The sequence below is a fragment of the Pseudomonas sp. EL_65y_Pfl1_R83 genome (assembly GCF_963970695.1).
GTDB lineage: Bacteria > Pseudomonadota > Gammaproteobacteria > Pseudomonadales > Pseudomonadaceae > Aquipseudomonas > Aquipseudomonas tritici.
In genome coordinates, this window is record NZ_CAXAQI010000001.1 from 36,908 (window position 1) to 49,689 (window position 12,782).

The 12,782-nt window shown below is 60.0% G+C and carries 11 protein-coding genes and 1 pseudogene; 7 read left to right on the forward strand and 5 right to left on the reverse strand.

Annotated elements, in window-relative coordinates; all coding sequences use genetic code 11:
• Positions 1 to 4: 4 nt before the first annotated feature.
• Both AACY08_RS00195 and AACY08_RS00200 read right to left on the reverse strand, forming a co-directional pair.
• Positions 5 to 442: a carboxymuconolactone decarboxylase family protein gene (locus tag AACY08_RS00195; protein ID WP_339467232.1), complete on the reverse strand. Its 438-nt coding sequence runs from the start codon at positions 440 to 442 to the stop codon at positions 5 to 7.
• A gap of 876 nt (positions 443 to 1,318) precedes the next feature.
• A complete protein-coding gene (locus tag AACY08_RS00200; protein WP_339420422.1) occupies positions 1,319 to 2,227 on the reverse strand; it encodes a LysR family transcriptional regulator in 909 nt (302 codons plus the stop codon).
• Positions 2,228 to 2,431: 204 nt separating this feature from the next.
• Here AACY08_RS00200 and AACY08_RS00205 point away from each other — a divergent pair, with 204 nt between their 5' ends.
• Both AACY08_RS00205 and AACY08_RS00210 read left to right on the forward strand, forming a co-directional pair.
• Entirely contained in the window at positions 2,432 to 2,830 is a 399-nt protein-coding gene (locus AACY08_RS00205) for an AraC family transcriptional regulator (RefSeq protein WP_339467234.1), read from the forward strand.
• Between the two features lie 56 nt (positions 2,831 to 2,886).
• Positions 2,887 to 5,649, forward strand: coding sequence for an ATP-binding protein (locus tag AACY08_RS00210; RefSeq protein WP_339467235.1), 2,763 nt, complete (start codon positions 2,887 to 2,889; stop codon positions 5,647 to 5,649).
• Here the strand turns inward: AACY08_RS00210 and AACY08_RS00215 are convergent.
• Positions 5,596 to 7,119, reverse strand: coding sequence for a winged helix-turn-helix domain-containing protein (locus AACY08_RS00215; protein WP_339467236.1), 1,524 nt, complete (start codon positions 7,117 to 7,119; stop codon positions 5,596 to 5,598). The genes AACY08_RS00210 and AACY08_RS00215 overlap by 54 nt on opposite strands.
• Before the next feature lie 95 nt (positions 7,120 to 7,214).
• Positions 7,215 to 8,165 (reverse strand): GlxA family transcriptional regulator, encoded by a 951-nt coding sequence (locus AACY08_RS00220; protein WP_339467238.1) that lies wholly within the window; start codon positions 8,163 to 8,165, stop codon positions 7,215 to 7,217.
• Between the two features lie 179 nt (positions 8,166 to 8,344).
• Here AACY08_RS00220 and AACY08_RS00225 point away from each other — a divergent pair, with 179 nt between their 5' ends.
• Together AACY08_RS00225 and AACY08_RS00230 are read left to right on the forward strand one after the other, a co-directional pair.
• Complete coding sequence (locus AACY08_RS00225; protein ID WP_339457391.1) at positions 8,345 to 9,067, forward strand: pirin family protein; 723 nt, start codon at positions 8,345 to 8,347, stop codon at positions 9,065 to 9,067.
• 146 nt (positions 9,068 to 9,213) lie between these two features.
• Positions 9,214 to 9,561, forward strand: coding sequence for a hypothetical protein (locus tag AACY08_RS00230; protein WP_339467239.1), 348 nt, complete (start codon positions 9,214 to 9,216; stop codon positions 9,559 to 9,561).
• A gap of 61 nt (positions 9,562 to 9,622) precedes the next feature.
• Here the strand turns inward: AACY08_RS00230 and AACY08_RS00235 are convergent.
• A pseudogene (locus tag AACY08_RS00235) lies at positions 9,623 to 10,168 on the reverse strand (zinc-binding dehydrogenase); the annotation flags it as partial.
• A gap of 345 nt (positions 10,169 to 10,513) precedes the next feature.
• Here AACY08_RS00235 and AACY08_RS00240 point away from each other — a divergent pair.
• From AACY08_RS00240 to AACY08_RS00250, 3 genes are read left to right on the forward strand one after another with little or no spacing between them, the layout of a single operon-like run.
• Positions 10,514 to 11,242 (forward strand): winged helix-turn-helix domain-containing protein, encoded by a 729-nt coding sequence (locus AACY08_RS00240; RefSeq protein ID WP_339467241.1) that lies wholly within the window; start codon positions 10,514 to 10,516, stop codon positions 11,240 to 11,242.
• Complete coding sequence (locus AACY08_RS00245; protein ID WP_339467242.1) at positions 11,235 to 11,930, forward strand: hypothetical protein; 696 nt, start codon at positions 11,235 to 11,237, stop codon at positions 11,928 to 11,930. The genes AACY08_RS00240 and AACY08_RS00245 overlap by 8 nt, the downstream gene beginning before the upstream one ends.
• A gap of 32 nt (positions 11,931 to 11,962) precedes the next feature.
• Complete coding sequence (locus AACY08_RS00250) at positions 11,963 to 12,622, forward strand: winged helix-turn-helix domain-containing protein (RefSeq protein WP_339467243.1); 660 nt, start codon at positions 11,963 to 11,965, stop codon at positions 12,620 to 12,622.
• Positions 12,623 to 12,782 lie beyond the last annotated feature (160 nt).

A 12,782-nucleotide genomic window follows, 5' to 3' on the forward strand; every position in this document is an offset into this window, starting at 1 on the left:
CGGGTTACTTCGGCATCTTGCGCAAACCTACTGCCAGGCGGCTCCAGCTGTTGATGGTGGCGATGGCCACGCTCAGGTCGACTTGCTCCTGGGCGCTGAATTGGGCGGCCAACGCGTTGAAGTCTTCATCCGGGGCGTGGGTCTGGCTCAGCAGGGTCAAGCTCTCGGCCCAGGCCAGCGCGGCGCGCTCACGCGGGGTGAAGAACGGTGTTTCACGCCAGGCCGACACGGTGTACAGGAGACGCTCGGTCTCGCCCCCTTTGCGCGCATCAGCGGTGTGCATGTCGAGGCAGAAGGCACAGCCGTTGATCTGCGAAACACGCAGGCGGATCAGCTCCAGCAATGGCAGCTCGATGGACCGAGTGCCGACGGCGCCTTCCAGGGCGAGCATGGCTTTCATCGCGTCTGGCGAGGCGGTGTAGAAATCGGTGCGGGTTTGCATGGTATTGCTCCGCAACGGTGGGGTTGGTGGCTAGGTTAGTCACCGGGGGGTTGGGGAGGAATATCCAATTTTGGGGAAGAATGGGTGACCAATTTTCTTTGGGATATGAGTACATATCCGTTATTTGAGTAGCGGCTGTTATGGGTTCCGCCCTTACGGCGGGTCACTTTTGGAAAAGAGCCCCAAAAGTAACCAAAAGGGCTCTTGCCCCACCACTCGGTGCCTCGCCTAGGCTCGGCATGCCCTCACTCCGGCTTGAATCCGTGGGCCGCCGCGATGGGCCATCCTTGGCCCAGCGCGGCTAACCCGGCGTCCTGCCGGGTTACCCCCGGATTCAAGCCTGCGTTCGGCCAGCGTGGTTAACGGGGCGCCTCAGATCAAGATCACAAGCCAGATCAAAAGCAGAGCAGATCAAAAGCAGTTTTGGGGTACTCCTAGGTCTGCTTTTTTGTGGGAGCTGGCTTGCCTGCGATGCAGTCACCTCGGTACATAAGACACACCGGGTCGATGCCTTCGCAGGCAAGCCGGCTCCCACAGGTGACCGAGGCCGGCCTCAAAACCCCGGTCGGCTTTCAGGCCGCCGCGCTTTTGATTTGGCTTTTGATCTGAGGCGCCCCGTCAAACACGCTGGCCGAACGCAGGCTTTGGAGCGTGGGTAACCCGGCAGGACGCCGGGTTAGCCGCGCTGGGCCATGGATGGCCCATCGCGGCGGCCCACGCTCCAAAGCCGGAGTGAGGGCACACCGAGCCTAAGCGAGGTGCCGAGTGTTGGGGCGAGGACCTTTTGGTTACTTTTGGGTCCTTCCAAAAGTGACCCGCCGTAAGGGCGGAACCATAGGAGGCCGTTACGCAAATAACGGATATGTACCCAGAAGGTCAAACCACCCGAGCCATATGCTCCCCAATCCTCCCCCTCAACCACCGCTCCGCCGGGTCATTGTCATGCACCCCGCTCCACACCATCGACAACTCCGCCGCCTCGATCGCAAACGGCGGATCCTCCGCCCGTAACGCCGTGCCCTCGGTCAACGCACACGCCGCATAATCAGGCACCGTCGCGATAATCTGCGTGCCCGCCAGCAACGCGCGCAACCCGCTGAACTGTGGCACCGCGAGCACCACCCGCCGCGCCCTGCCAATGCGCGCTAGGTCCAGGTCGATATTGCCGCTCAAGTCCCCGGAAAAAGACACCATCGCATGGGGCCGGTCACAGTAGTCATCCAGGGTCAGCGGCTCGGCGCCGTCGTCCCCACGCAGGACCTTGCACGGGATGTCTCGCAGTTTCTTGCGCTTGGCATTCGCCGGCAGTTCGGTGGTGTAGCTCACGCCAACGGATATCTCACCACTGGCCAGCAACGATGACATCAGCAGGTAATTAGCCCGGCGCACCACCACGATGATGCCTGGGGCCTCTTCGCGCAGTTGGCTGAGCAGTGGCGGGAACAGGCCGAACTCGGCGTCGTCGGAAAGGCCGATGCGGAACACCGCACAGCTGGTGGAAGGATCAAAATCCTTGGCACGGCTGACCGCGCCGGAAATGGTGTCCATGGCCGGTTGCAACTCCTTGAGTATCGCCAGCGCACGTGGCGTGGGCTCCATGCCCCGCCCGTTGCGCAGCAGCAACGGGTCGTCGAACAAATCGCGCAGGCGCCCCAGCGCCGCGCTGACCGCGGGTTGGCCCATGAAGAGTTTTTCGGCGACCCGGGTCAGGTTCTTCTCGAACATCAGCGCTTCGAAAATCACCAGCAGGTTCATGTCGACGCGGCGCAGGTCGTTGCGGTTCATGGTGGTATCCAAACGATTGGAAAGCCTACAGATAAACACACGAAGCGCTATTGGGATTGCATGGCTGTGCTGTCTTTTCCAGGCCGATACCTGACGAAATTAACAACGATTAACTCGTCAGCCGGGCGGCCCGGCAACAAGATTAACGGCGTCTACACTGCATCCATTCAACGGGAACGCTCCCATCGACTGCGGATATTTGTCATGGCCCGACTCGAGCAATATGTCCCTCGTTTATCCGCCACCGGTGGCTTATGCCCCCGGCGCGAGCGTATCGCCAAGCAGTTGATCCTGGCCAATCTCGGCGAAAGCCTGGCCATTGCCGACCTGGCCCAGGCCTGTGCGTTGTCGCGCAGCCATTTCTCCCGCGCCTTCAAGTGCACCACCGGGCTGTCGCCGCAGGAGTGGATCCGCCAACAGCGCATCCAGAGAGCCAAGGAATTGATCACCAGTTCCTCCTTGAGCCTCACGCAAATCAGCCTGGAGTGCGGGTTTTGCGACCAGGCGCACTTCTGCCATATGTTCACCCGCAGCGAGGGCGTCAACCCGATGACCTGGCGAAATCACCACTCGCGCCCCAAGCCTCAAGTGATCGCGGCCTAGTGGTCTGTACGGACCTGGAATATGCTGGCCGCTCCCCCTCCCGAGCATGGCCACCGATGAGTGACCTCAGCGATCAGGCCGTGCATTTCGGCCCTTACCGCATCCACCCGCGCCAACGCCTGGTGCTGGAGGCGGGTCGCCCGTTGCGCCTGGGACGGCGGGCAGTGGATATCCTGCTGATCCTGCTGGAGCAGGCCGGCAATGTGGTGAGCAAGCAGGAACTGATCGCCCGGGTCTGGCCGAAAAGCGTGGTGGAGGACGGCAACCTGCGCGTGCACATGGCGGCGTTGCGCAAGGCCTTGGGCGACGGCCAGGCCGGGCAGCGCTATATCGTCACTGTGGCCCAGCGCGGCTACAGTTTTGTTGCGCCACTGAGCATCGAACCGATGACGCTACCCACCGACGGCGCTCCCCAAAGCCCGTGCCACAACCTGCCCTTGCGCCGCACCCGGATGATCGGCCGCCATGCCCTGATCGACAGCCTGGTGCAACAACTGCCCGAACAACGCTTCATCACCCTGACCGGCACCGGCGGTATCGGCAAGACCACTGTCGCCTTGCGCGTGGCGGAATTGCTGATCGGACATTACCGCGATGGTATTCGCTTGCTCGACCTGGCGCCGCTGAGCGCGCCGTCGATGATCCTGCCCAATCTCGCCGTCCTGCTCGACCTGACCCACGTCGAGCACGAACCATTGGCCACGTTCGCCCGCAGTTTGCAGGAGCGCCAGTTGCTGCTGGTGATCGACAACTGCGAACACCTGCTCGATGACATCGCCCTGATCAGCGAAACCTTGCTGCGCCACGCGCCCAGGCTGAACATCCTGGCCACCAGCCGCGAGGCATTGCGCGCCGAGGGCGAGTACGTGCAGCGTCTGGAACCCCTGGCCTGCCCGCCTGCCACCGGTAACCGCGCCCAGGCGCTGGGCTACCCGGCCCTGCAATTGTTGATCGAGCGGGCCATGTCCCATCAGGACAGTTTTGAACTGAGTGAAACCGAACTGCCGCTGGCGATTGATATCTGTCAGCGTCTGGACGGCATCCCCCTGGCGATCGAACTGGTGGCGGCGCAAATCGAACGCTTCGGCCTGCCCGGGCTACTGGTGCAGATGGAAGACAACTTCCGCCTGCTCACCCGTGGCCGACGCAGTGCGCTGCCGCGGCATCAGACCCTGCGCGCCACGCTGGACTGGAGCTTTGACCTGCTGACCGCCTGCGAGCAAGTCTGCCTGCGGCGCCTGGCAGTGTTCCGGGGTGGGTTCAGCCTGGCGAGCGCCGCGGCGGTGATTGCCGGGGAACAGGTGGCGCCGGCTGAGGTGCTGGGCTCGATCACGCAATTGGTGGCCAAATCCTTGCTCAATGTGGAGGCCGGTGATGACGAGATGGGCTATCGCCTGCTGGACATCACGCGCACCTACGCCCTGGAAAAACTCAGCGTTGCCCATGAGCTCGACGCCACGCGCGAGCGCCATGCAGCGCGCTGCCTGGCACTGATGGAACAGGCGCGCGGCGATTGGGAGCTGATCGCGACCCAGCCCTGGATCGACCGCTATGCGCCGCTGCGCGAAGACGTCCGCGCCGCGCTCGACTGGGGGCTCGCACCGGACGGTGAAAACCTGCTGGCTATCCGCTTGACGGTCAGCGCAATGCCGCTCTGGCAAGAGTTATCGTTGCTCCGGGAACACGGTTTGTATGTGGGCAAGGCGCTGGCATTGATTGAGCAGGTCCGTACACCCTGCACTCAGTTGAAGATGCAACTGCAATTGGCGCTGGGCAGCCTGTCTTACCACGCCATGGGGGCTGCTCCCCAGACCATCGCGGCCTTTGTCGGGGCTCAACGCCTGGCTGAGGAGCGCCAGGATGTCGCTGGCCAAATGCGCGCCATCTCCGGGCAAATGGCGGTGAACCTGTGCGCAGGCCGCTATCGCCAGGCGCTGGCGCAGAGCATGCAATTTGATCGCCTCGACCCACGCACCGACCCGCTGCTGGGCTTGAGCGCCCAACGCCTGCGGGTACTGGCGCAGCACTACAACGGCAATCAGGCACTCGCCCGGCATAACGCCGAACAATTGATCCAACGCATGGCGCACAGCGGCCACCTCAACCGGTTCGCCCACGCGATTGGCGTGCAATACGAGCAAAACGTTGCCTCCCTGACTGTATTAGCGCGAATCCTCTGGTTGCAAGGTTTCCCCGAGCAAGCCTGGCGTACCGCCAGCCAAGCGTTGGAACTGGCGCTGCAAATCAATCATGGCACCTCCATCTGCTACACCCTGGCCCTGGCAGGCGTGATGATCGCCCGCTACAACGGTGAAGAGGACAACGCCCAGACGCTGCAGGCACTGTTGCAGGAACACGCGCACAAGCATTCGGTGCAACTGTTCCAGACTTGGGCGGGGCACTACGCCGGCATCCTCGGGCATAAAGAATGGCAAGGCTTGGGGCTGATCGAGGACATCCTGATCACGCTGGGTGCACACTCGGTCGATGAGCCTGCCTTCGAACGTGCACGCACAGGCAGCGCGGGCTGGTGCGCGCCGGAAATTCTGCGAGTACGCGCCGACAGCATGGCGGATACCCACGCGGCCGAAGCACTGCTGCACGATGCTCTGGCGATGGCGCACCAGCAAGGCGCGCTCGCCTGGGAGCTGCGTTGCGCGACATCATTGGCGCAGCTGTGGCTGCCCCAAGGTCGCGAGCAAGCTGCGCGCGACCTGTTGAGTTCAATCTACGCGCGATTCACCGAAGGCTTCGCCACCCAGGACCTAGTTCGCGTACGCAGCCTGCTCGACGAGCTTGAGGACAAACGGCCGGCCTGAAAACGGTCCCAGGTAATGTCCATAACCCTGCTGCAAACGCGTCACCTGCTCCGGATCGCGCAGTTGTGCCAAGGCATAGCTGCCCACGCAATTGAGCAGACGGTAACGCGACTTGCCGGGGCCGGGTTCGAGGGTCAGCAACGACATGCCGACAAGACGCCCCAGCAGGTAGGACAGATCGGCGTGTTCCAGCTCGGTGCCGGCGACCAGTTCACTCAAGGTGGGCAAGGTCACCGCCATCTTGAACAACCCCAATTGCAGGAACAGCCAGCGCTCCGGCAGGCTGAGGCGCTCGCAGGTCCAGTCGAGGGCGGCGGTCAGGGATTGGTGACGTTCCACTGCCGTACGGCGGCCGCGGGTCAGCACTTGCAAGCCCCTGCACAGTTGCTGCTGCAGACCGCGCACACCCAGGGCGTCCACTTGAGCGGCTGCCAGTTCCAGGGCCAGGGGAATGCCATCCAGGCGTCGGCAGATATCCCGCAGCGGCACCAGGTCCTGGGGCCGCAACACAAAGCCCTGTTGACTGGCACGCCCGCGGGCGACGAACAACTGCACGGCCGGGTAGGCCATCGCCTGTTCAACACTGCTCAGTGCCGACGGTGCAGGCACCGCCAACCGGGGCACGCGTTGCACCCATTCGCCGTGAACTTGCAGGGCCTCACGGCTACTCACCAGCACACTGACTTGAGGCGCTGTTTCGCGTAGCACCCGCACCAGGTGACGGCACGCGCCGAGCAAAAGGTCGGCGCCGTCGAGCACCAGCAACAACTGGCGGGAGGTCAATTGACGGCTCAACTCGGTAGCGCTGGCGCCCGTTTCAAGGTTCAGCGCGGTGGCCAGGTGGCGCAGCATACTCATCGGCGCTTCCACAGTGGCCAGATCGACCCACCACACACCGTCCCGATAGCGCGGCAATACACGTCCGGCCAGCGCCAGGGCCACGGTGCTCTTGCCTACGCCGGCGCACCCGGTGAGGGTCATCAGGCGCTGCCCCGACAGGCGCCGCACCAGCACACCCAACAGTTCATCGCAGCCAATCACAGGGCTGAGCCGTGCCGCCAGATTGTGCCGGGGCAGCACGGCGTGTACCGCGCCCTGTACAGGTGCTGCGAAACAGTAGCCGCGCTGCGGGTCGTTGAGAATGAAGCGTTGCCCATCGAGGGCGCGACGCAGTGCGGCGATGTGCACGCGCAAGTTGTTTTCTTCCACCACGCTCTTCGGCCAGACCCGCTCGATCAGGGTGGCCTTGCTGATGTACTGCCCCGGCGCCTCGAGCAGCGCCGTGAGGATATCCAGCGCGCGTCCGCCCAGAGGCACCGGCCAGCCAGCCTTGCTGACCAACCGCTGTTGCCGGTGAAAGACATAGGCGCCGAAGCGGACCGTGCCATCAGCGTCAATCGCCAGAGGATTATTCATGTGGGTAATCGCGCTGAAACACCCGGCCTTGGGCGTTTGCGCATCCTTTTCCATGGGCTTGACGCTATCTTGCCAGTTGGCGATGACAGGACAATGCTGGAACGGGGAGCGACACGGACAATCGAGTGCGCGAGACGGACATTCTGCCGTTAACTGAACTGCTGTCGGTATTGGGTCGGGTTGAGGCCCAGTTTCTCACTGAACAAAAAGCGCATATGCCGCACGCTGCCAAAGCCTGCGTGGAAAGCCACGGTCTTGAGCGGCAGATCGGTGGATTCCAGCAACTGCCGGGCGCGGTCGATGCGTGCACCTTGCAGGAACGCCATGGGCGTCATCTGCACATCCTTGGCAAACACCCGCGCAAAATGGCGTGCGCTCATGCCGGCCAGCTCGGCCATGGACTCGATGGTGAAGGGTTGCTCCAAATGCTCCAGGACATGGTTCTGCACGCGGGTAATCGCAGTTTCCTGGGGCGCAACCGCTGCTGTCATCGGGCTGAACTGTGCTTGGCCGCCCTGGCGCTTCATTACCACCAGCAGCACCTTGGCCACGTCCACCGCGACTTGCTTGCCATGGTCCTGGGCGACCACCGACAGCGCCAAGTCGATACCGGCCGTGACGCCACCCGAGGTCATCAAGCGCCCGTCCTGCAAGTAGATTCGATCCGTCTCGACAATCGCCTTGGGGAACGCCCTGATCAGCCGTTCGGTGTAGTGCCAATGGGTCGTCACACGGTGCTCGTCAAGCAGGCCTGCATGCCCCAGCACGAACGCCCCGGTGCATATCGAGCCGAAGCGCCGCGCCCTCGGGGCAGCTGCCTTGAGCCACCGCAACAGCGCGGGGTGGCATTCGTTATAGGCACCGGGCCCGCCGGGCACCAGCAGCAGATCGTAGGCATCCTGGGCCTGATCCAGCAGCAGATCGGTCTGCACCATCACGCCGTTGGAAGCACGCAGCGGGCCGGGCTCGGTGCCGATGGTGAGGATCTGGTAGTGCGCCGCTACCGGCAGGTAGCGGTTGGCAATGGAGAACACTTCGAGCGGTCCGGCCATGTCGAGCAGGAGAAAGTCCGGAAACAGCGCCATGGCCACGGTTTTCATTTGGGAAAAGATCCATCAAAAAGGAAACGGCGGACATTATGCCATGCCTGCAACTGTCAACTGATAAGAGACAGTTATTCAGAATTCACCTTCTTAATCAATCAGCTAGTAACCATTAATCTCTTTCTCAACGACGGAGCCCTGCATGTCGCAGCCCGCTCCCACTTGAGGACAAGACCATGCTGACCCTTCGCAAAGCTTCCGAACGCGGCGCCGCCAATCACGGTTGGTTGAAGTCGTTCCACACCTTCTCGTTCGCCAGCTACTGGAACCCGAATGAACAAGGGTTTTCCGACCTGCTGGTGATCAACGATGACCGCGTCGCCGCTGGCAAAGGCTTCGGCCAGCACCCACACCGCGACATGGAGATTTTCTCCTACGTGCTCGAGGGCGCCCTGGAACACAAGGACACTCTGGGCACCGGCTCGGTGATCCGCCCTGGCGATGTGCAACTGATGAGCGCCGGCAGCGGCGTGGCCCACAGCGAGTTCAACCACAGCCAAAGCCGTGGCGTGCACTTCCTGCAAATCTGGATCGTGCCCGCCGTGGCCGGTGCCGAGCCGCGCTACCAGCAGGAGCACTTCAGCGAGGCGCAGAAACGTGGGCGTCTGCAACTGATCATCTCGCCAGAGGGCAACGACGGCTCCCTCAGCGTGCGCCAGGACGCACGGGTGTATGCCGGGCTGTTCAACGGTGACGAAGCCGCAACTCTGGACCTGCCGCCGGATCGCCACGTGTACATCCATGTGGCCCGGGGCAGCGTTGAAGTGAACGGCCAGCGCTTGCAGGAAGGCGATGGCGCTCGGGTACGGGATGAGCGGCAGCTGCGCCTGAGCCAGGGTGAAGACGCCGAGGTGCTGGTGTTCGACCTGCGCCCCCAGGAATTGCCGCAGATGCCATGACCGGCCCCGCGATGGCCCGCCAACACGAGCCATCGCTGGCGTCGATAGTCACCATCAGCCCAATGAAGTTCTCTTAAAAAATGCAACGCGTACCATCAAACCCATACCAGGCAACACCCAAACTAAAACACTCGGAGCACACCATCATGAAACGCCAAATCTTGCTTAGCCTCGCTTTCTCGGTACTTGCTGCAAACGCATTTGCTCACCCCGTGGTGGCTGAAGGCGGTTCGGATCGCCTGATCGAAAGTCGTGTTGCAGAGGGTGGTTCGGACCGCCTGCTGGAACGCCGTGTCGCCGAAGGCGGTGCTGATCGCTTGCAAGAACGCGGTCTGGCTGAAGGCGGTGCTGATCGTCTGCAAGAGCGCGGTCTGGCTGAAGGCGGTGCTGATCGTCTGCAAGAACGCGGTCTGGCTGAAGGCGGTGCTGATCGTCTGCAAGAACGCGGTCTGGCTGAAGGCGGTGCTGATCGTCTGCAAGGCAACAACGCTTAACCTCCCGCTGCTTGCGGGAACCCCAAACCGGCCTGATCAGCCGGTTTTTTTTCGCCCGCTATTAATGCAACTCACGGTCCACCCACAGCACCGCCTTGCCGACCTGTTGCCGCGCTTCGATGCGTTCGTGCACCTGCTGCAAGGTCTCCAGCGTGTAATGCCCCTCGATATCCACCGTCAAAGCCCCTTTGAGCATCGCCGCAAAGACCGCATTGGCACGTCGTTGCACGGTGGCGCCATCGGCCATGTGGTCGGCCAGCCGTGGCCGCGTCAAAAATAAAGACCCGGCCTCGCCCAGTTCAATCGGGTCCAGGTCCGTCAGCGAGCCCGAAACATTGCCGTAGTTGACGATCAAGCCACGTGTGCGGCAGGCGCGAAAACTGTCGCGCAAGGTGCTTTTGCCGAGGGAATCGAAGACCACATCAACGCCCTTCCCGTCTGTTGCCCGCAACACATGGTCGGCGAATCGGCCGTTGTCGCACTGCCACGCCTGGTGGGCGCCACGTTCACGCGCAATCGCGCATTTTTCAACGGTGCTGCCGGTGGCGAACACTGTAGCGCCCAAGTGCCGGGCCATCTGCACCAACAACTGGCCGACGTTGCCGGCTAACGTGCCGGCATGACCGCGGAGCCCCGCAACCGATGAGTTCGCCGAAGCGTCGCTGGCTTAATCCAACCCCAACCCCTCCCACTTGCGATGCAAGGGTTTACCCGATTCCACCAAAAAAACGTTTGGTCTAAAATACTTATCGAGCATTAAGAATTTGCACTAGCATATGTGTACGTTCGTACAAACACCCTCGCAATAGCCGCGCAACACCCCCTCCCTCTCTGAAAAACAAAGTGGCGAATGTTAAAATTTGTCACGTTTTGCCGTATTCAATTCGATTAGTATCTAAACGCTAGCATCGATTGAACTGACGGCCTTGCATGCCGGAAAAGGGAGTAGGTGATGCATTTTTCCAATGTCCTCGCTATTGCACGGACTCAATCTAAATCGGAGAACTTTCGAGCGCTCATAGTACGCACGGTAACGGATGATTTAAAAGTCGATACACGTTACTACGAACAACTAGTTGACCCCCAGGAAAGCCAGGGAAATTACCGCGCCATCATTATAGAAATCGACACACCCTCGGCCAGCAACCAAACCCTGGATATAATAAGAAGAACCCGAGCTAAAAACCCTGGCTGCACGATATTCGTTGTTATCACTTTTGCCTCGACCTTGAGTAAAACTAAATATTATCTGGCCGGCGCGGACTACTGCATCAAAGTGATAGACACATCATCTGAAAAAAAACCGAGCCTGTTTGAAGACTTACTCAGCGAAACTGCACGACTGAATCGTTGCACACTGGTGCTCGATCAGGACCGCATGTGCATTCACGGTGACGGCAAAAAACTGGAGATTTCCTTTGTTGAAATGAAAGTATTGGAAGCGCTTATCCAGCGTCGACTACTCAGTCACAACGAGATCGCCGCCGTCATGGGACTTAATACCAAATACTATGACTCCCGCGCGCTGGAAAAATCCATCAGCCGATTGCGCAGTAAAATCAAGGCGTACTACGGTGACAATATCATTCAGAATATCCGCGGTTATGGATACAAACTAAGCCGGGGTCTTATTTGCGCCAGCCATTTGCAAGCCGCCCAAGAGAGGTCGAATCGTGAATAGCAAGAGAATATCCCCTGCGCACAGTGTGGACTTCAACCTTTTCAGGCAGGCCATTGTTGACCGCAACCATACACTCTGGGGCAATGAAATCAGCCTGACGTCCGAGGACACTCAGGCATTACCTCAACGTGCCTACAGCGAGGCACTGCAGCGTATCAGCGCACGGCGCAATGCCTTGAACCCAACGGTAAGCCACAGGTTCCTGCGGATTAATCAAGCCGTCTTGATGAACGAAGACTTTCACAAGCGCATTATTCAGACTGCCCAGTCACTGGAAAAGCACACACTTCCCTTCACCCTCAGTATCGATAACCCGTTGGATGCCCTCCCCGGTCCGGTTGAACGCAGGGCGATGGTGCGCCAGTTATATAAACTAAAAGACCAATGCAGCCTCACACTTGCCTACCATAATTACAGACTCGATACAAAGCCGGCAGACCTGCTGATCGATCTCAAGCTCTACGACTATATAAAAATGCCGTTCCCGGATTCCGCACTCCGGCTGAGTCTCAACACACGCTCCGATCTGTTCGATCGGCTCTACGACCGCATGCTAGAGCTGATCAGTGCGACCGGGGTATGTTTCATTGCTGACACGGTTGAATTTGCCGATAGCGCCCTTCTGGCTAAAAACCTGCCTTTCGAATACTTTCAGGGCGGTTATTACTCTCCTGCTGACCGCTTATAACAACAGCATCTTTCCTGATACCGGTGAACGCCATGAGCTCTCTCAAGAAATACGCCTTTACATCGACAGTTCCGGCTATCGCACTGCAGGACTTCACGCCCAATGCAGAGCTGTTTCATTATGATATTGGCGCACCAGCAACCACGGAGATCGCCGACAAAAAACGCGAAGTCAGCCATCGACATTCCAGCCCCAGTGAACACCCATGGCTTAACGCCTATGTCATGACCCATACAATAACGCTACCCTCACATTCTTCTACCGCTGTGCGACAAGAATCCAGAATGCCCATGCCAAAGGATCATGACAGCACGCCGAAAAACCATACGCGTCCTCCGGAAATAAACCCTGAGCGAACTCAACTGTACGCTCAGGATTTCTGGCTGCTGACCCAGCATGACCGAACCCTGGTCAAGGGCGGCTTGCGCATCTCCTTGACCACCATTGAATCCGCACTGATTAAAAAAATGTTGCATCATGAAGAGCGCGTCGTGAGCAAGGAAGAGTTGATCCGTAATATCGGGCGCGAGCCCGAGTTATATCGCGGATTGGAAATGTGCCTGAGTCGACTGCAAGAAAAGTTTAAGCGGGCCAACGACGGCGAACGCCTGTTTCGTGCAGTCAGAAACCGTGGTTATTGCCTCACCCAAAAAATCAAAAAACCGCTCGAGCTGAATCAGTCACGCCGTTAACTATAAAAACAGCGACACGTTGTCACTCACCCTGCCTATTGATACCTGCCTTTTTATAACACCCTCTAATAAAATTCCGCTGGCCTTGTTATAAGTCGTCAGCCAATGCGCCCTGCCGTTCATTACTATCCACGGGTACGCGCTTGCGCGTGCCTGTCGT